Origin of the sequence: Streptomyces sp. NBC_01446 (assembly GCF_026340095.1) — a bacterium.
Classification (GTDB): Bacteria; Actinomycetota; Actinomycetes; order Streptomycetales; family Streptomycetaceae; genus Streptomyces; species Streptomyces aureus.
In genome coordinates this window covers 463,773-482,933 of record NZ_JAPEPO010000001.1, presented here as the reverse complement: position 1 = coordinate 482,933, position 19,161 = coordinate 463,773, and the positions used below count along the sequence as shown (strand labels likewise).

At 70.8% G+C, this 19,161-nt stretch carries 17 protein-coding genes; 14 read left to right on the top strand and 3 right to left on the bottom strand.

The features are described from left to right. Positions 1-35: 35 nt before the first annotated feature. The 3 genes from OG456_RS02180 to icmF form a co-directional block, all read right to left on the bottom strand. Complete coding sequence (locus tag OG456_RS02180) at positions 36-899, bottom strand: 3-hydroxybutyryl-CoA dehydrogenase (protein WP_266556682.1); 864 nt, start codon at positions 897-899, stop codon at positions 36-38. Positions 900-935: 36 nt separating this feature from the next. Next, positions 936-2,618 (bottom strand): AMP-binding protein, encoded by a 1,683-nt coding sequence (locus OG456_RS02175; RefSeq protein ID WP_266556680.1) that lies wholly within the window; start codon positions 2,616-2,618, stop codon positions 936-938. Positions 2,619-2,735: 117 nt separating this feature from the next. Then, positions 2,736-5,963, bottom strand: a complete 3,228-nt coding sequence (gene icmF / locus OG456_RS02170; RefSeq protein WP_266556678.1) for a fused isobutyryl-CoA mutase/GTPase IcmF — start codon at positions 5,961-5,963, stop codon at positions 2,736-2,738. A 179-nt stretch (positions 5,964-6,142) separates the two neighbouring features. On the opposite strand from icmF, the gene OG456_RS02165 reads away from it, so the two are divergent. From OG456_RS02165 to OG456_RS02100, 14 genes are all read left to right on the top strand, one after another. Continuing rightward, the gene (locus OG456_RS02165) at positions 6,143-7,198 is read left to right on the top strand and encodes an alcohol dehydrogenase catalytic domain-containing protein (protein ID WP_266556676.1); all 1,056 of its coding nucleotides are present in this window, start codon (positions 6,143-6,145) and stop codon (positions 7,196-7,198) included. 117 nt (positions 7,199-7,315) lie between these two features. Beyond that, the gene (locus tag OG456_RS02160) at positions 7,316-8,104 is read left to right on the top strand and encodes an enoyl-CoA hydratase/isomerase family protein (RefSeq protein WP_266556674.1); all 789 of its coding nucleotides are present in this window, start codon (positions 7,316-7,318) and stop codon (positions 8,102-8,104) included. Between the two features lie 5 nt (positions 8,105-8,109). After that, positions 8,110-8,490, top strand: a complete 381-nt coding sequence (locus OG456_RS02155; protein ID WP_266556672.1) for a Zn-ribbon domain-containing OB-fold protein — start codon at positions 8,110-8,112, stop codon at positions 8,488-8,490. Then, positions 8,487-9,632: a thiolase family protein gene (locus tag OG456_RS02150; RefSeq protein ID WP_266556666.1), complete on the top strand. Its 1,146-nt coding sequence runs from the start codon at positions 8,487-8,489 to the stop codon at positions 9,630-9,632. Before OG456_RS02155 ends, OG456_RS02150 begins: the two co-directional genes overlap by 4 nt. Positions 9,633-9,653: 21 nt before the next feature. Beyond that, on the top strand, positions 9,654-10,856 hold the full coding sequence (locus tag OG456_RS02145) for an acyl-CoA dehydrogenase family protein (RefSeq protein ID WP_266556664.1): 1,203 nt from the start codon (positions 9,654-9,656) through the stop codon (positions 10,854-10,856). Further along, on the top strand, positions 10,853-11,827 hold the full coding sequence (locus OG456_RS02140; RefSeq protein ID WP_266556662.1) for a phosphotransferase family protein: 975 nt from the start codon (positions 10,853-10,855) through the stop codon (positions 11,825-11,827). The genes OG456_RS02145 and OG456_RS02140 overlap by 4 nt, the downstream gene beginning before the upstream one ends. 76 nt (positions 11,828-11,903) lie before the next feature. Continuing rightward, complete coding sequence (locus tag OG456_RS02135) at positions 11,904-13,145, top strand: acyl-CoA dehydrogenase family protein (RefSeq protein ID WP_266556660.1); 1,242 nt, start codon at positions 11,904-11,906, stop codon at positions 13,143-13,145. Next, positions 13,142-13,918 carry an SDR family oxidoreductase gene (locus OG456_RS02130; RefSeq protein WP_266556658.1) on the top strand — a complete coding sequence of 259 codons (777 nt, stop codon included), beginning with the start codon at positions 13,142-13,144 and terminating at the stop codon, positions 13,916-13,918. The genes OG456_RS02135 and OG456_RS02130 overlap by 4 nt, the downstream gene beginning before the upstream one ends. Continuing rightward, positions 13,915-14,688, top strand: a complete 774-nt coding sequence (locus tag OG456_RS02125; protein WP_266556656.1) for an SDR family NAD(P)-dependent oxidoreductase — start codon at positions 13,915-13,917, stop codon at positions 14,686-14,688. The genes OG456_RS02130 and OG456_RS02125 overlap by 4 nt, the downstream gene beginning before the upstream one ends. After that, positions 14,685-15,488 (top strand): enoyl-CoA hydratase-related protein, encoded by an 804-nt coding sequence (locus tag OG456_RS02120; RefSeq protein WP_266556654.1) that lies wholly within the window; start codon positions 14,685-14,687, stop codon positions 15,486-15,488. The genes OG456_RS02125 and OG456_RS02120 overlap by 4 nt, the downstream gene beginning before the upstream one ends. Positions 15,489-15,518: 30 nt before the next feature. Then, positions 15,519-16,667 carry an acetyl-CoA C-acetyltransferase gene (locus tag OG456_RS02115; RefSeq protein WP_266556652.1) on the top strand — a complete coding sequence of 383 codons (1,149 nt, stop codon included), beginning with the start codon at positions 15,519-15,521 and terminating at the stop codon, positions 16,665-16,667. 78 nt (positions 16,668-16,745) lie between these two features. Then, positions 16,746-17,366, top strand: a complete 621-nt coding sequence (locus OG456_RS02110; RefSeq protein ID WP_266556650.1) for a TetR/AcrR family transcriptional regulator — start codon at positions 16,746-16,748, stop codon at positions 17,364-17,366. 177 nt (positions 17,367-17,543) lie between these two features. After that, complete coding sequence (locus OG456_RS02105) at positions 17,544-18,734, top strand: ABC transporter substrate-binding protein (RefSeq protein ID WP_266556648.1); 1,191 nt, start codon at positions 17,544-17,546, stop codon at positions 18,732-18,734. A 53-nt stretch (positions 18,735-18,787) separates the two neighbouring features. Next, the gene (locus tag OG456_RS02100; protein WP_266556646.1) at positions 18,788-19,147 is read left to right on the top strand and encodes a nuclear transport factor 2 family protein; all 360 of its coding nucleotides are present in this window, start codon (positions 18,788-18,790) and stop codon (positions 19,145-19,147) included. The last annotated feature ends 14 nt before the right edge of the window (positions 19,148-19,161 follow it).

The window sequence follows — 19,161 nt, the reverse complement described above, 5'->3', positions numbered from 1 at the left end:
CGCTGGAATCCAGTGGCCGGCCCTCTCCCGCGGACTCAGCCCTCGTACACGTAGAACCCGCGCCCGCTCTTACGCCCCAGGTGTCCCGCCGCCACCATCCGCCGCAGCAGCGGGGGAGCCGCGTACAGCGGCTCCTTGAACTCCCCGTACAGCGACTCCGCCACGGCCTGCGCCGTGTCGAGGCCGATCAGGTCGAGCAGCCGCAGCGGACCCATCGGATGGGCGCAGCCCAGCTCCATGCCGCGGTCGACGTCCTCGGCGCGGGCCGTGCCGGACTCCACCATGCGGATCGCGGCGAGCAGATACGGCACAAGGAGGGCGTTCACCACGAAGCCCGAACGGTCGGGCGCCTGGATAACCTCCTTCCCCAGCCCCTCGACGGCGAAGTCGCGGGCACGCGCCACGGTGCCGGCGTCGGTGGTCAGCGCGGGCACGACCTCGACCAACTGCTGCACGGGTACGGGGTTGAAGAAGTGCAGCCCCACGACATGGGAGGCCCGGCCGGTGGCCACGGCGAGGTCGACGACGGGGATCGAGGAGGTGTTCGTGGCGAGAACGGCGTCGGGGTCGACGAGCACCTTGTCCAGCTGCCGGAACACCTCGGTCTTCACCTCCCGGTTCTCCGCGACAACCTCGATGACGAACTGCCGGTCGGCCAGTTCGCCCAGGTCGTGGGTGAACGAAAGCCGGGCCAGGGCCTGTTCGCGCTCGGCCTCGGTGAGCTTGCCGCGCCGCAGTCCGCGGTCCAGGGACGCGACGACACGGGCACGGCCCGAGGCGGCGGACTCCGGCGTCGACTCGGCGACGGTCACGTCGAGACCGCGCAGTGCTGCGACCTCGGCTATGCCGGAGCCCATGAGGCCGCAGCCGACGACGCCGAGACGGGAGACGACAGACATGAGGGTCCTTTCTGGAGGGGATGGGGGAGGGGACTGTCACCGTTCGTGGACGGCGAGGACGGTCATGTCCGCCACGGCACGCGCGGGTTGTGTACGGTCGCGCAGCCACTCCCGGAGGGCGAACTTCTTGATCTTTCCGCTCGTCGTGTACGGCAGGGCGTCGACGAGGAACAGGCTCTCGGGGATCTTCTGCGCGGCCACCTCACCGGCGGTCAGGTGCTCGCCGATGTCCTTGAGCGTCAGCTCCTGTCCCTCGCCCGTCGTCACGACGAACGCGCAGGCCCGCTCGCCCGTGCGGGCATCGGGGCCGGCGACGACGGCGACCTCGGCGATGGCGGGATGCTCCGCCATGAGGTTCTCCACCTCGCGGACGCTGATCTTCTCGCCGGAGCGGTTGACGACATCCTTGATGCGGCCCTCGATGTGGAGGGCGCCGTGCTCGTCGAACCGGGCCAGATCGCCGCTGCGGAACCAGCCGTCCGGGGTGAACGCGTCCTCGTTCAGGCGGTCGTCGAGATAGCCGAGGCAGGTGTCGGGGCCGCGCCAGTGCACCTCGCCGAGGACGCCCTGCGGCGCCGGGGCGTCCGAGCCGTCCGCGACCACGACCTCGGTAGGGGCGAGGGGCACGCCGTCGGTGCGGGTGCGGATCCCGGCCGGGGCCCACCGGTTGGCCGCGGTCACGGACGGGCCCTCGGTCGCCCCGTACATCCGGGTCACCACGCCGAGCCGGGCCGCGGCCCGCCGGGCCAGTTCGTCGGGGATGTCCGCACCGCCGCAGACGAGGTAGCGGATCGTCGGCGCGGTCACGTCCGCGGTCTCGGCGGCGTCGAGCAGATCGGTGAGGAAGGGCGTGGAGAAGATCGCGAAGCTCGCCCCCTCGCCGGTGATCCGGCGCAGTGCCGACGCCGGGTCCCACCGGTCCTGGAGGATCACGGGGGCACCGAGCAGGAAGGGCAGCACCAGGGCGCAGTTCACCCCGGTGACATGGGTGACCGGGGACGGGTTGAAGATCACGTCGCGTTCGTTCAGCGCGAACCCGTCGATCAGCGCGGAGTTCTCGAAGACCACGGTGTTGTGGCTGTGCAGGACGCCCTTGGGAGCCGCGGTCGTCCCTGAGGTGTAGAGCAGCAGACAGACCTGGTCGGGATCCGGTTCGGGCAGCGCGCGCACCGTCGCTTCGGGGTCGGGCCCGGCCGAGCCCGTGAAGGTCTCCCAGGAGATCGCGGCCGGCTCCTCGGTGCCGTCCCCGCCCACGACCACCACGTCCCGCAGCTCGGGGAGGTCGTCGCGCAGGCGCCGGTAGAGGTCCGGATAGTCGAAGCCCCGGTAGCGGCCGGGCACGAACGCGATCCTGGTCCGCGCCTGGCCGAGGATGAAGCGGAGCTCGCTGCCCCGGTAGATGGGCACGATCGGATTGGCGACGGCGCCCACCTTCATGACCGCCTGGAAGAGCACCACGGCCTCGGCCCGGTTGGGCAGCTGGAACGACACGACGTCGTCCTGGCCGATTCCGCGGGAGTGCAGGGCGGCGGCCAGCGCCGTCGCCTGCCGGTCGACGTCGGCGAACGTCATGCGGTGCGCACCGTCGACCACGGCGAGCGCGTCCGGCCACAGGGCGGCGGCTCGGCGCAGATACCGGGCTACCGGGCGGTCCCGCCATGCCCCGACGGCACGGTAGTGGGCGGCGCGCTCGGCCGTGGGCGGATGGGTGGGCCACATCGGGATGTCTCCTCGGCTGTCGCTGGTCGCTGGTCGCTGGTCGCTGGTCGCTGGTCGCTGGTCGCAGGTCGGTGGTCGGTGGTCGGTGGTCGCAGGTTCGTTGTCGGCCGGCGGGTGTCAGACATTGCGCCGATAGGCGCCGCCGACCTCGAAGAACGCCTCGGTGATCTGCTGGAGCGAGCACACCCGCGCCGCGTCCATCAGCACGGCGAAGACGTTCTCGCCGCTGGTCGCCGCGGACCGCAGGGCAGCGAGCGCCTCGCGGGCGGCGTCCTCGTGGCGGGCCTGGAAGTCGTGGACCCGGGCGAGCTGGGAGCGCTTCTCCTGCTCGGTGGCGCGGGCCAGTTCGACGACGGCCGCTGCCTGCCCTTCCTCGTCGGCGTGCGGAGCGCGGAAGGTGTTGACGCCGATGATCGGCAGCGAACCGTCGTGCTTTCGCTCCTCGTACAGCATCGACTCGTCCTGGATGCGGCCCCGTTGATAGCCCGTCTCCATCGCGCCGAGGACCCCGCCGCGCTCGCTGATCCGCTCGAACTCGGTCAGCACGGCCTCCTCCAGGAGGTCGGTCAGCTCGTCGATGACGTACGAGCCCTGGAGCGGGTTCTCGTTCATCGCGAGGCCCCACTCGCGGTTGATGATCAGCTGGATGGCGAGCGCGCGCCGCACCGACTCCTCTGAGGGGGTGGTGACCGCCTCGTCGTAGGCGTTGGTGTGCAGGCTGTTGCAGTTGTCGTAGAGCGCGATGAGCGCCTGCAGTGTGGTGCGGATGTCGTTGAAGTCCATCTCCTGGGCGTGCAGGGAGCGGCCCGAGGTCTGCACGTGGTACTTCAGTTTCTGGCTGCGCTCGTTCGCTCCGTACCGGTCGCGCATCGCCACCGCCCAGATGCGGCGGGCCACCCGGCCGAGCACCGCGTACTCCGGGTCCATGCCGTTGGAGAAGAAGAACGACAGGTTCGGCGCGAAGTCGTCCACGTCCATGCCGCGCGCCAGATACGACTCGACGTAGGTGAACCCATTGGCGAGCGTGAACGCGAGCTGGCTGATGGGGTTCGCCCCCGCCTCCGCGATGTGGTAGCCGGAGATGGAGACCGAGTAGAAGTTCCGCACGTCCTGCTCGATGAACCACTCCTGGATGTCGCCCATCATGCGCAGGCTGAACTCCGTTGAGAACAGGCAGGTGTTCTGGCCCTGGTCCTCCTTGAGGATGTCGGCCTGGACGGTGCCGCGCACCTGGCTCAGCACCTCGGCCCGGATCTCCCGCGCCTGCTCGTCGTCGGGCGCGCGGCCGTGCTCGCCTGCGAAGGCGTCGAGCCGCTGGTCGATCGCGGTGTTGAGGAAGAAGGCGAGGATCGTCGGCGCGGGACCGTTGATCGTCATCGAGACGGAGGTGGTCGGCGCGGTCAGGTCGAAGCCCTCGTACAGCGCCTTCATGTCCTCCAGCGTCGCCACCGAGACACCGGACGTGCCGACCTTGCCGTAGATGTCGGGGCGCAGGCCGGGGTCGCGCCCGTAGAGCGTGACCGAGTCGAAGGCCGTGGAAAGGCGGGTGGCTGCGCCGCCCTGGGACAGCAGCTTGAAACGGCGGTTGGTACGGAAGGGATCGCCCTCGCCCGCAAACATCCGAGCGGGGTCCTCGCCGTCGCGCTTGAAGGGGAACACACCGGCCGTGAACGGGAACGAGCCCGGCAGGTTCTCCTCGCGCAGAAACCGCACCAGCTCCCCGTGATCGGTCGTCCGCGGCAGCGCCACCCGGGGGATGCGGCTGCCCGACAGCGATTCGCGGACCAGCGGGGTACGTATCTCACGCCCGCGCACGGTGAACGCCAACTCGTCCCCGGAATACGCCTGTACGGTCTGCGGCCACTGCTCAAGGGCCTGCCGCACGTCGTCGCCCAGCGCCCCGCGTGCCTCGACGAGCAGCTGCTCCACCGGGTCGGCCGGCGCAGGCAAAGCCGCCAGCTCATCTCGAACAGCCGTCAGTTGCTGCACCCGGCGGGCGGCACGTGCCTGGTCGTCGGTGCCCGCATGGTACGTACGCACCGACTCGGCGATGTCGGCCAGATAGCGCGCCCGGGAGGGCGGCACGATCTGCGCGGCCCCACTGGAGTGCCGTACCGACACCTCGGGCAGCGCCCCCGGGCGCAGTGCCAGGCCGCGCTCCCCGAGCAGCCCCCGCAGATGCTGGTACAGCGCCGTGACCCCGTCGTCGTGGAACGTCGCGGCGCTGGTGCCGAACACCGGCATCTCCTCGGGCCGCGAGCCGAACGCCTCGCGGTTGCGGACGAGTTGGCGGCCCACGTCGCGCAGCGCGTCGGCCGCGCCCCTGCGCTCGAACTTGTTGATGGCGACGACGTCCGCGAAGTCGAGCATGTCGATCTTCTCCAGCTGCGACGCAGCCCCGAACTCCGGCGTCATGACGTACAGCGACACATCCGCGAAGGGCACGATCGCGGCGTCACCCTGCCCGATGCCGGGCGTCTCGACCACGATCAGGTCGTATCTGGCGGCCTTGCAGGCGGTGATCGACTCGCCGAGCCCCTCGGGCAGCTCGCTCGTGCCGCGGGTGGCGAGGGAGCGGAAGAAGACGCGGTCGCCGTCGAGGGCGTTCATCCGGATGCGGTCGCCGAGCAGGGCCCCGCCGCCGCGCCGCCGCGTCGGGTCCACGGCCAGCACCGCCACGCGCAGCGCATCGCCCTGGTCGATACGGATCCTGCGGACCAGCTCGTCGGTGAGTGAGGACTTGCCCGAGCCGCCGGTGCCGGTGATGCCCAGGACCGGTACCTGGCGCGCCGAGGCCGCCTTCTCCAGGCGGCGCAGCTCGGCGGCCGGCAGCGTCCCGGCCGCGGCGGAGGACAACACACGGGCCAGCGCCGGGCGTTCACCCTCAAGAACCCGCACGATGTCTGCGGGCTCCTCCAGCCACGGAGCGCGGTCGCAGTCCTCGATCATCGACCGGATCATGCCGACGAGGCCGAGGCGCTGACCGTCCTGCGGCGAGAAGATGCGCACGCCGGCCGCCGCGAGCCGTTCGATCTCCTGCGGGACGATCACGCCCCCGCCGCCCCCGAACACCCGCACATGCCCGGCGCCGCGCCCCCGCAACAGCTCGACCAGATACTCGAAGTACTCGATGTGGCCGCCCTGGTAGGAGCTGACGGCGACGCCCTGGACATCCTCCTCGAGCGCGGCGTCCACCACCTCGCTCACGGAGCGGTTGTGCCCGAGGTGGATCACCTCCGCACCCTGGGCCTGAAGGATGCGCCGCATGATGTTGATCGAGGCGTCATGCCCGTCGAAGAGGCTGGAAGCGGTGACAAAGCGGACGGGATGCTGAGCGCGCGGCATGTGCTGCACTCCTGACTGCCCCCGGCCGCGACGGCGTGGGGGCGGATGCTCACAGAGACCTCTCCATACTGAACCGAAGTAGGTGCAGGTCTCAAGAGAAACATTGAAGTCAGTTCAGTTCAGTGACACTCTCGGGTGGTCGCAACGAGGCGATTCCAGCGTGATCCCCGGGAGGAACGATGCTCGCCGCCAGGCTGTACGGAACCAAGGACCTGCGGATCGAGGAGATGCCCGAACCCGAGCCGGGACCCGGCGAGGTGAAGATCCGCGTGGCGTACGCGGGCATCTGCGGCACCGACGTGCACGAGTACTTCGAGATGCCGCGTGCCACGCACGAACCCAACCCGCTGACCGGCGCGACCCTGCCGCAGACGCTGGGTCACGAGTTCGCCGGGACGGTCGTCGGGTGCGGCGCGGACGTGGACCGCGTCGCGGCGGGCGACCGTGTCTGCGTACGGCCGATCCGCACGTGCGGGGTGTGCCCGCGCTGCACGTCGGGCCTGTCCCACCTGTGCACCGCCCTCGCGGCGATCGGCGTGACCTCGCCCGGCGGCGGACTCGCCGAGTACGTGGTCGTGCCGGCCGCTTCCGCACACCGGCTGCCCGACGCCGTCCCACTGGAACAGGGCGCTCTGGTCGAACCGATGGCCGTGGGGCTGAACGCGATCGAGCGGGCCGGTGTCCGTGCTGGTGGCAGCGCTCTGGTCATGGGAGCCGGCGCGGTCGGTATGGGTGCTCTGTTCGCGCTCAAGGCGCACGGCGTCGACGACGTGCTCGTGGCGGAGCCCTCGGCGTCGCGCCGCGCGGCGGCCGCCCGGCACGGCGCCCGCGTGCTCGATCCCGGCGTGGACGACGTGGTGGGGGCGGTGATGGCCCACACCGGAGGGAAGGGAGTGGACGCCGCCATCGAATGCGCGGGGCGGCCGGAGGTGCTGGACGCCGCCATCCGCTCGGTGGCCGCCCGGGCGCCGGTCGTGCTGGTCGCCCTCTACTCGGGCCCGGTCGCCGTCGACGCCTCCGTCGTGCGCCTGGCCGAACTCGCCCTGCTCGGCTGCGAGGCGTACCCCGACGGTGTCTTCGAGCGGGTCATCGAGCACATGGCCGCCGGGTACTACCCGACGGACGGCTGGATCGACCACATCCCCCTCGGTGACGCCGTCGAGGGGCTGCATGACGTGCGAGATGCGCGGCGGGTCAAGGTTCTCGTCGACATTACGGCGGACGGCGGGAGCTGATCCGCGGGCGGCCTGGCCGGCATCCGCTGAACCAATCTCGAAGTTGGGCTTGACAGTGGATCAACGGCTCCCCAGACTCGTAATGAATTCAGTTCAGTTTGAAGCGGAGGAACAGAGATGGCAGTGGAAGACGAGATCCAGTTCGAGCGTGACGGCCATGTCGCCCGCGTCTGGCTCAACCGCCCGTGGAAGAAGAACTGCGTCACGGTGCCGATCCTTGACCGGCTGGACGAGATCATCACCGAGGTCGACGAGGACCCCGAGCTGCGGGTCCTGGTCTTCCGCGGGCGCGGCGGCACCTTCTGCTCGGGCTTCGACCTCGACAGCCTCAAGGCCGACTTCGTCGGCAAGTCGGACGCCATCAATGTCGCGGTCAAGTCCGCGAAGGTGTGCGACCGGCTCTACTCGATGAAGACCCCCTCGGTCGCGGTCCTGGAGGGCCATGTCACCGCCGGCGGCTTCGAGATCATGATCTCCTGCGACTTCGCGATCGCCGCCGACGACGCCAAGATCGGTGACTTCCACATCCGTCGCGCGCTGTTCGGCGGAGCGGGCCCGATCTACCGCGTGCCGCGCATGATCGGCATCCGCAAGACCAAGGAGCTGATGCTCACCGGCAAGCTGCTCTCCGGTATCGAGGCCACCGAGTTCGGCCTGATCAACGACCACGCGCCGGCCGAGAAGCTGGACGAGACGGTCGAGGAGTTCATCTCCCACCTCACCGACAAGAGCCCGTTCACGATGTGGCTCACCAAGATGACGATCGACCGCAGCCTCGACGCCGACACCCAGTCGCTGATGGTGATGGAGCACCTCGCCGTGGGCGTCGCCCTCAACTCCGAGGACGCCAACGAAGGGGTCTCGGCGTTCCTGGAGAAGCGCGAGCCCAAGTGGCAGGGGCGCTGAGCCGGATGACCACGCATCCGCGGAGTCCGGCCGCCGGGCTCCAAGGCGCACGCTGCCGCGGCTGCTCGGTCGCGGTCTACCCCGCGGACGCGGCGTGCCCGCGCTGCGGGGGACCGGCCGAGCCGGCCCTCCTCAGGAGCGCGGGCACGCTGTGGACCTGGACCGTGCAGCGGTACGCGCCCAAGTCCCCGCCCTACCAGCCCCCGCCCGGCGGCTTCGAGCCGTTCGCGGTCGGTTACGTCGAACTGGACGAAGGCGTCCGCGTGGCCGCCGTACTGGAGGTCGACGACCTCGACGCGATCCGGATCGGCATGCCGCTCACGGTGCGTGCCGGCGACGGCGTGCCACGGGCCCGGCCCACGACAGCAGCGGAGGAGAGCTCATGACCGCGGACGTGCTGATCTGCGGAGCCGCACGGACCGCGTTCGGCCGGTCGGAGGCGAGCGGCCGGCAGCTGGCCGTCAGCGCGGTGAAGTCCGCGCTGCGGGACGCCGGAATCGAATGGCCGCGGGTGCGCGCCGCGTTCGGCGGCAGCGACAGCGCCGGGCTCGCCGACACCTTGGTGGCCGAACTCGGCCTGACCGGCGTGCCGTTCGTGAACGTCAAGAACGGCTGCGCCACCGGAGGCAGCGCGCTGATCTCCGGCGTGAACGCCATCCGCTCCGGCATGGCCGACGTCGTCCTCGCCGTCGGCTTCGACAAGCACCCGCGCGGCGCCTTCGACCCGAGGCCCGAGGACTGGGGCCTGGGCACGGAGTACGGCAGCGATGGACTGATGGTCACCACGCAGTTCTTCGGTATGAAGATCCGCCGCTACATGCACGACCACGGCATCACCCCGCACACGCTCGCCAGGGTGGCCGAAAAGGCCTACAGGAATGGTGAGCTGACCCCCGAGGCGTGGCGCCGCAAACCGGTGTCCGCCGCGGAGATCCTCGACTCCGGCATGGTCAGCGACCCGCTGACCCGCTACATGTTCTGCTCCCCGGGAGCGGGCGCCGCCGCACTCGTGCTGTGCTCGCCCGAGGTCGCCCGCACCCTTGAGGGCCCGTCCGTCGCCCTGCGTGCGGCGGCCCTGCGCACCCGGCAGTTCGGCTCGTTCGAGGTGTTCAGCCCGTGGGTCGCCGGGGGCGAGCCGACCAGCGTCAGCCGCGCCGCCTCTGCCGCCGCCTTCGAGGAGGCCGGGATCGGCCCTGGTGACATCGACGTATGCCAGTTGCAGGACACCGAGAGCGGCGCCGAGGTCATGCACATGGCCGAGTGCGGGCTGTGCGAGGACGGTGAGCAGGAACGCCTGATCGCCGAAGGTGCCACCGAGATCGGCGGCGTGCTGCCGGTCAACACCGACGGCGGCTGCATCGCCAACGGGGAACCCATCGGGGCGTCCGGTCTTCGCCAGGTCTACGAGGTCGTCCAGCAACTGCGCGGCCGGGCCGGTGACCGTCAGGTCCCCGGCGAGCCCCGCACCGGCTTCACCCATGTGTACGGCGCGCCGGGCGTCAGCGCCTGCACGGTCCTGTCCCGCTGATCGCAGGAGGTGCACGAAAAGATGAACGGCATCCCGGAACCGGAGGGGTTCCGCGCCGCCGCCCGGCGCTGGCTCGCCGGCGTCGCCGCGCCGCGCGCCGCCGCCGGGGAGTGGGGCAGCGGCCCCGACTCCGTCGCGGTCTTCGAGAACTGGACCGAGGAGCAGGAGCGCGCGCACACCCGCCGCACCCAGGAGTGGGAGCGGACCCGCTACGACCAGGGCTGGGGTGCCCTCAACTGGCAGGCGGTGTACGGGGGTCGGAGCCTGCCCGCGTACTACGACCAGCTCTACCGCGCCGAGGAAGCCGCCTTCGATGTACCCCACCGCACCGAGATCTTCCCCGTGACGCAGCAGCTAGTCGCCCCCGCGATCGGCATCTGGGGCACCGAGGAACAGAAGGCCCGCTGGCTGCGGCCGATGCTGCGCACCGACGAACTGGCCTGCCAGCTCTTCTCCGAGACCGAGGCGGGCTCCGACCTCGCCGGGGTGCGCACGAAGGCGGTGCGCGACGGCGAGAACTGGGTGCTGACCGGACACAAGGTGTGGACCTCCGGCGCCACCGTCGCGACCTGGGGCGTCGCCGTGTGCCGCACCGACCCCGACGTACGCAAGCACGCCGGCATCACCGTCTTCCTGGTCCGCATGGACGCGCCCGGCGTGACCGTGCGGCCCATCCGCCAGATGACCGGCGGCGCCAGCTTCAACGAGGTCTACCTCGACGGTGTGGCCGTCCCGGACACCGACCGGCTCGGACCGATCGGCGAGGGCTGGCGGGTCACCCTCAGCGTCCTTGCCGCCGAACGCCTCGACTCCGGCAACCTCGGCCTGGACAACGCCGACCGCGCGGTCGAACTGGCCGGGCATCTGCCCCGCCCGCTCACCGGCGCCGAACAGGAGCGGGCCGCCGACCTCTGCGTCCGCGCACTCGTGCAGCGGCTCATCGGGCTGCGCGTCACCGGCGCACTCGCCGCCGGACGCGAACCCGGCGCGGAGGCCTCGGTCGGCAAGCTGTACGCCACCGAGACCATGCGGCGCACCAGCGACCTCGTCTCCGAACTGCTCGGCCCGTCCCTCGTCGCCGACACCGGGGAGTGGGGAACGTACGCCTGGACCGAGCATCTGCTGGGCGCGCCCGGCTACAGCATCGCGGGCGGAACCGACGAGATCCAGCACAACATCCTCGCCGAGCGCGTGCTCGGCCTGCCCAAGGAGCCCGTCCGATGAGCACGTCCATCCAGGAGACGGAGCTGGCCCACCGGGTCGCCGCCGCGCTCACCGGCGTCCAACCCGGGGCGTCTGTAGGCGAGTTGAGGACCCTTCCGGGCGGACATTCCGGGCTGACGTATTCGGTCACGGCGGGGGACGGGAGGTACGTCGTCAAGGCGGTGCCACCGGGGCAGCGGGCCGTCGGCCGCAACGACGTGCTGCGTCAGGCGCGGGTCCTGTCCGCGCTGGCCGGGTCCCCGGTGCCCGTGCCGGGCGTCGCCGCCGTGGACGAGGCCCAACCCGCCTGGTTCGCCATGGACTTCGCCGCGGGGGAGGCGCTGGAGCCCGTACTCGACGACCCGGAGGTGCCCCCGGCGACCGCGCGGGCCCGCATGCTGGAGATCGCCCACGTACTGCGGCGCCTGCACGACACCGACGTGGACGCACCCGGCCTCGACGCGCCGCCGCCGTTCAGCGCCGCAGGAGAGCTCGAGCGGTGGAGCCGCACCCTGCACGCCGTACCAGCCGAACTACGGCCAGGTGGCGAAGAGTTGCTCGCCCGCCTCAGCGAAGACGTGCCCGCCGATCTGCCGTCCGTGCTGCTGCACGGCGACTTCCGGCTCGGCAATGTGCTGTGCGTCGAGGAGCGCGCGGTCGCCGTCGTGGACTGGGAGATCTGGAGCGTCGGCGATCCCCGGATCGACCTCGGGTGGTTCCTGCTCTTCGCCGACCACCGCAACTTCCCCGAACTGGGGCGAGCCGTCACAGGACTGCCCAGCGAGGACGAGCTGCTCGCCGCCTACCTCGACGGCGCACCGGCGCTGCCCGCCATGGACTGGTTCCGTGCCCTCGGCCGCATGAAGATGGCCGCGATCATGGGCCACAACCTGCGCCGGCACCGCGAGGGCAAGCACCACGACCCGGACCAGGAGCGACTGCCGCCCACCATCGCCGCGATGATCCGCACCGCGCGCGACCTCCTCGGCTGAGCCGCCCCGGCCGCCGACCACACACGTCACGACACCGGTGCCCACGCCGACCGGGCACCGGTGGACAGGAGCCATCGTGGATTTCGGATTCTCGCCCCGCGCGAGTGAACTCCAGGACCGCATGCGGTCGTTCATGCAGGAGCACGTACTCCCCGCCGAGGCCGTCTACGACCGGCAGATCGCCGAGGCCGGCGACCCGCACGCGCTGCCGCCGGTGATGACGGAGCTGAAGGAGAAGGCCCGCGCTGAGGGCCTGTGGAACCTCTTCATGGCGCACGGCGACTGGGGCGCCGGACTCACCAACCTCGAATACGCGCCGCTCATGGAGCTGGCGGGCCGCTCCATCATGGGCCCCGAGGTGTTCAACTGCTCGGCGCCCGACACCGGCAACATGGAACTCCTCGCGCTGTACGGCACGCCCGAACAGCAGGAGCGGTGGCTCAGGCCCCTCTTGGAGGCGGAGATCCGGTCGTGCTTCGCCATGACCGAACCCGAGGTCGCCAGCTCCGACGCACGCAACATCCGTACGCGCATCACCCGCGACGGCGACCACTACGTCGTCAACGGCCGCAAGTGGTACACCTCCGGGATCCTCGACCCCGACTGCCGGCTCATCATCCTGATGGGCAAGTCCGACCCCGACGCGCCCACCTACCGGCAGCAGAGCATGGTGCTCATCTCGCGCGACACCCCGGGCGTGACCGTCGTGCGCGACCTGCCGATGTTCGGCTACACCGACCGGTGCGGACACGGCGAGGTGCTCTTCGAGAACGTCCGCGTGCCCGCCGACCACATCCTCGGCGGCGAGGGCGAAGGCTTCGCCCTCGCGCAAGGACGCCTCGGTCCCGGACGCATGCACTACGCGATGCGCGCCGTGGGCTTCGCCGAGCGCGCCCTCCAGCTCATGTGCGAGCGGACCACCGAACGCATCGCTTTCGGCGGACCGCTCGCCGGCCAGGGCGTGGTGCGCGAATGGATCGCCCGCAGCCGCATCGAGATCGAGCAACTGCGCCTCCTTGTCCTCAAGTCGGCGTGGCTGATGGACACCGTCGGCAACGCCGCCACCCGCATGGAAGTCGCCGCGATCAAGGTCGCGGCCCTTGAGGTCGCCCACAAGGTCGTCGACCGGGCCGTCCAGGCGCACGGCGCCGCCGGCGTCAGCGACGACACCGTGCTCGCCCGGCTGTACGCCATCACGCGGGCGCTGCGCATCGCCGACGGCCCCGACGAAGTACACCTGCGGACCGTCGCACGGCAGGAACTCGCCAAGTACCGGAAGACCGAGCAGAAGACCGACACGAAGGCAGGAGCGGCGTGAGCACCGACATCCTCGACGGCAGGGTCGCCGTCATCACCGGCGGATCCCGCGGTATCGGCCTGGGCATCGCCACCGCCTACCGGACGGCGGGCGCCCACGTCGTGATCGCGGCCCGCAAGGCCGCCGGACTCGCCGAGGCGCGCGAGGAGTTGCTGCGCGTGAAGGGCGACGGCGACGTCCACACCGTCGTCGCCAACGCGGGCGAGCCCGACCAGGCCGAGGCCTGCGTCGACGAGACCATGACGCGCTTCGGCCGCCTGGACATCCTGGTCAACAACGCCGCGACCAACCCGTACAACGGAGACCTCCTCGACCTGGACCTGCCGCGCGCGGAGAAGACCGTACGCGTCAACCAGTACGGCATGATCGCCTGGACCCGGGCCGCCTGGCGGGCCTGGATGGCCGAGCACGGGGGAGCGGTCGTCAACATCGCCTCCGTCGGCGGGCTCGTCGTCGACCCGCACATCGGCTACTACAACGCCACCAAGGCCGCCATGCTCCACATGACGCGGCAGCTCGCCTACGAACTCGGGCCGCGAGCACGGGTCAACGCCATCGCTCCCGGGCTGATCAAGACCGAACTGGCGCGGGCCGTGTGGGAGGTGCGCGAGCCCGTCCTCACCGCCAAGCTGCCCATGCGCCGCCTCGGCACGGTCGAGGACGTGGCGAACGCGGCGCTGTTCCTGGCGTCCGACGCCTCCTCGTGGATGACCGGCCAGACGCTGGTGCTCGACGGCGGCGCCACCGCCCTGCCCATCGGGGTGGACGAGTGAGCACGCTGCGGCCCGCCGCCGAACTGTTCTCCCTGGAAGGCCGGACGGCGATCGTCACCGGCGCCTCCGCCGGGCTCGGCGCACGCTTCGCCGCTGTCCTCGCGCAGGCCGGCGCCACCGTGTTCGCCGCCGCCCGCCGCATCGACCGGCTCAAGGAACTCGCCGACACGGACGCCCGTATCCACCCCGTCGCCTGCGACGTCGCGGCGGAGGCCGACCGCGAGCGGCTGGCCGAGACCGCTCTGGCCGCCACCGGCCGCATCGACATCCTGGTCAACAACGCGGCCGTCTCCGGCGAGACGCGTGCCGAGGACGAGTCCCCCGACGCCTTCGCCGACGTGCTGGGCGTCAACCTCACCGCGCCGTTCCACCTGTCTCGGCTCACCGCCGAAGCACCCGGCCCGCCCGGTGGCCGGAGCATCATCAACGTCTCCTCGATCCTCGGTCTGGTCTCCGCCTCGCCCCTCGGCGGCGCGAGCTACTCGGCCTCCAAGGCCGGACTCATCGGCCTGACCCGCGAGTTGGCCGGCCAGTGGGGCAGCGGCGGAACCCGCGTCAACGCGCTCGCCCCCGGCTGGTTCCGCACCGAGATGACCGCGGAACTCTTCGCAGACGAGCGCTCGAGCCGCTGGGTCGGGCGCAACACCCTGCTGGGCCGCGGCGGCGACGGCCATGAACTCGACGGCGCGCTCCTGTTCCTCGCCTCGGACGCCTCCACGTACTGCACCGGGCAGGTCCTGACCGTCGACGGCGGATGGACGGCACGATGAGCGTCGGCATCGACATCAGCGACGACGGACTCGCCCGCGTCACCCTGCGGCGCGGCGACGCGGGCAACGCCATCGGCCTGGCGACGGCCCGGGGACTGCTGGACGCCGCGCTGGCCTGCCAACGGGCCGATGTGCGGGCCGTGTTGCTCACGGGCGAGGGCAGGTCCTTCTGCGTCGGCGGCGATCTCCGGGAGTTCGCGCGGCTCGACGGCGCGGCGCTGGAGGAGCACCTCATCGCGGTGACGGACGCGCTGCACGAGGCGCTGCGGATCCTCGCCCGGCTCGACGCGCCCATGGTGGCCGCCGTGCAGGGAGCCGTCGCGGGCGCGGGCATCGGGCTCGCCGCCGCCGCGGATGTGACGCTCGCCGCGGACAACGCCTCGTTCACCGCCGCGTACACCGGCATCGGGTACTCGCCGGACGCCGGGGTCAGCTGGTTCCTGCCGCGCCTCGTCGGGCCCAAGCGGGCGCTCGACCTGCTGCTGACGAACCGCCGGATACCGGCAGCCGAAGCCGAGGAGATCGGGCTCGTCAGCCGCACCGTCGCCGCCGATCTGCTGACCGAGGAGGCGGCGCGCACCGCCGAGGCCCTGCGCCGCGGACCGACCGCCGCGTTCGGCGCCACCCGCCGGCTCGTCGCCGCCGGGCTGACCTCGGACCTCGGCCCTCATCTGGACCGCGAGGCCGGTGCGCTCGCCGCCGCGGCCGCCTCGGACGAGGGCCGTGAGGGCGTCGCCGCCTTCCTCGGCAAGCGGGCGCCGGACTTCGCCCGCGCCCCGTCCCTGACCTCCGGAACCTGATCCCGTCCCCCCAACCCCATGGAGCCCACCATGTCGGAAGCCTTCATCGTCGGAGCCGTCCGTACCCCCGTCGGCCGCCGCAAGGGCGCGCTCAGCGGCGTCCACCCCGCCGACCTCGGCGCCCGTGTGCTGCGCGCCCTCCTGGAGCGGACCGGCGTCGACCCGGGCGCGGTCGACGACGTGTACTTCGGCTGCGTCGGCCAGATCGGTGCCCAGACCGGAAACGTCGCACGCACCGCGTGGCTGTCGGCGGGGCTGCCCCAGCACGTCCCCGGCACCACCATCGACCGCCAGTGCGGTTCCTCCCAGCAGGCCGTTCACTTCGCTGCCCAGGCGGTCGGCTCCGGCGCCGCCGACCTGGTGGTCGCGGGCGGGGTGGAAGTCATGAGCCTCGTGCCCATCGCCAGTCCGATGTTCGTCGGTGAACAGGCCGGGATGGGCAGCCCGTACGCGGGCAACGGCTGGCGCGAGCACTTCGGCGAGCAGGAAGTGTCCCAGTTCCGCGGGGCCGAGCTGATAGCCGAGAAGTGGGGGATCTCCCGCGACGACATGGAGCAGTTCGCGCTCCACAGCCATCAGCGGGCACTGGCCTCGCAGGCGGCCGGGGACTTCGACGACGAGATCACCCCGGCCTTCGGGCTCACCGCGGACGAGGGCCCGCGCGCCGACACCACGCTGGAAAAGATGGCGGGCCTGAAGACCCTGACCGAGGACGGCCGGCTCACCGCGGCCGTCTCCAGCCAGATCTCCGACGGCGCCGCCGCCCTGCTGATCGCCTCCGAGGAGGCCGTACGACGCCACGGCCTGACGCCGCTCGCACGGGTGCACAGCATGGCCGTGGTCGGCTCCGACCCGATCCACATGCTGACCGGCCCGATCCCTGCCACCGAAAAGGTCCTGGACAAGGCGGGCCTTGCGATGGACCGGATCGACCTGGTCGAGATCAACGAGGCCTTCGCCTCCGTGGTCCTCGCCTGGCAGAAGGAACTCGGCGCCGCCCACGAGCAGATCAACGCTTTCGGCGGGGCGATCGCCCTCGGCCATCCGCTCGGCGCCACCGGCGCCCGGCTCATGACCACACTCGTCCACCAGCTGCGCAGGACCGGCGGCCGCTATGGTCTGCAGACGATGTGCGAGGGCGGCGGCATGGCCAACGCGACCGTCCTCGAACGCGTCTAGGCATTCGGTTGGCAACTGAGTTCAACTTGGGTTTACTCTCGGTACGGACACGCTGAGTGACGGCCAGGAGAGAGAGTCATGACCAGGATCCTTGAACCGGAGGCGGGGCCGCGGTCCAAGCGCGCGGCCATCCTCGCGGCGGCCGTGGACTGTTTCGGCGAGACGGGCTTCGAGGCCACGAAGTGGTCGACCGTGGCGGAGCGGGTCGGCATCGGCCAGACCGCGCTCTACCACTACTTCGAGTCGAAGACACACTGCCTGCTCACCATCATGCGGCTTGAGCTGCAGCGCTCCCACGACCGGTTCGTCGAGGCGACCGAGAGCGCGGACGACCCCGTGGAGGCGCTGCGCGCCGGCGTCCGTGCCGCGTACGACGTCTCGGAGCACGAGGTGCTGCAGATGCGCATCCTGCAGAACCACATGGATCTCCTGTCCGGGGCCCGCAAGTCCAAGCGGGAGGAGGCCGAGCGGATCGCCGCCCGCCAGCTCGTCCAGGTCGTCGAGCGGGACTGGACCAACCTGCTGGTGCGGGGGATGTCCCAGGGCGCCTTCCCGCTGCGGGACGCCCAGTTGCTCGGGGCGAGCGTGCTCGGCCTGATCGTCAGCGTGTGGCGGTGGTACCGGCCGGCCGGGCCGACGCCGCTGTCGGAGATCGGCGAGTTGATCGAGGGTGCCTGCGTGCGGATGATCGCCTCCTGACGGATCGATCCGCCGCGCACACATCCAGTGACCGATCCCCTGACGGGTCTCCCGTCAGGGGATCTTTTCGTGCCCGGTCCCGTGACAGCGGTGACAGACCATTGCCAGGCGTGTTTCCGCAGCATTAAAATCAACTTGAACTGAACTCAGGTTGAGTTTTTGAGTTGAGGAGGGGTCATGCGACGACGCGCGACACGCACGTTCATCGCCGCACTCGCCGCCATGCTCGCCCTGACGGCGAACGCCTGCGGCACCAAGAGCCCCTCGGCAGGGGACGACAAGATCATCAAAATAGGAGCCTGGTACCCGCTCACGGGCCCCCTGGCCTCGTTCGGAATCCCCGAACGGGCGGGCGCCGACGCCTACTTCAAGTCGGTCAACGCACGCGGCGGGATCAACGGGCGCACCATCGACTGGGTCGTCAAGGACAACGCCAACGATCCGCAGCAGACCGTCCAGATCGCCCGCCGGCTCGTGGACCAGGACGGGGTCGTGGCGATCGTCGCGACCAACGGCACCTCCCAGACCCAGGCCACCTTCCCCTTCGTCCTCGAGCAGAAGAAGGTGCCGGTCCTCAACACACTGGGCGGCGACGCCTCCTGGTACGAGCCGGCCCGCGACGGACTGTTCGGTCTGCAGACGCTGTACGAGGACCAGGCGGCCGCGCTCGGGGACTGGGTGACGCGGGACGGGGCGAAAAAGGTACTCGTCGTGCACAGTGACCCGGCGGCGTTCGTGAACGTGGCCAAGGCGATCGGCCCCGCCGCCCGCAAGACCGATCCGTCGGTCCAGGTGAAGCGGCTGTCGGTGAAGTACCAGACCACCGACTACAGCCCGGTGATCAGCAAGGTCAAGGCCGCGAAGCCCGACGCCGTCGTGCTGATCCTGACCGCCGCGGAGACCGCCTCCTACCTCAAGGAGGCGAGGCTGCAGGGCGTCACCGCCCCCGTGTACGGCTACGCGCCCGTGGCGGCACAGGCCACGCTCACGCTGGGGGGCCGGGCGACCGAAGGCCTCAAGGCGCTCCAGCTGGTCAAGTCGCCGAACGACGACGACCCGGCCATCAAGGAGTTCCGTACGGCGATGCAGAAGTACGAGCGGGGGCATCCGGCCGACTTCATCACCCTGTGGGGCTGGGAAGCGGCCAAGGCCTTCGTCGAGATCGCCAAGACCATCGACGGTCCCGTCACCAGCGAGTCACTGACGCGGGCCTACCGCACCGCGCGCCACGTCGACACGGGCGTGGGCCCGGTCCTCAACTACGGCGCCGGTCGGCACCTCGGCACACGCGACCTGCAGAAGGTCGTCGTCAAGAACGGGCGCTGGGAGTCGCAGGGCGACTTCTTCACCCCGCCCACCCGGGACTGACCGCCGCCCGCGGAGCGCGTCGCCCACACCTCTCAGCCCTGCGAAAGGACACCATGACCAGCGTCTTGCCCACCTACATGGCACGTATGGACAGCGACGACCCCGCCCGGGCGCTCGAACTCCTCGTACCGGAATTCCGCTTTCACATCGCCTTGCCGGGCCGCGAGGCGACGGGACGGTCCAAGGACGACTTCGCCGCCTACATCGCGGGCCGCAACGCCGTCGAACGGGTGCACAAGATCCTCCGGCACAGCTGTGACGGCGATCTGGAGACCGTGTACGGGATGGTGATCGAGTCCGGGAAGGCGGTCGGTTCCTTCCTGTCGGCCGCCGTGGTCACGCCCGACGGGCACATGGCCCGCTACCAGTCGTACTTCACCACCACGTACGACCTCATCGACCTGCCGGAATAGACAGCAAGGCAAAG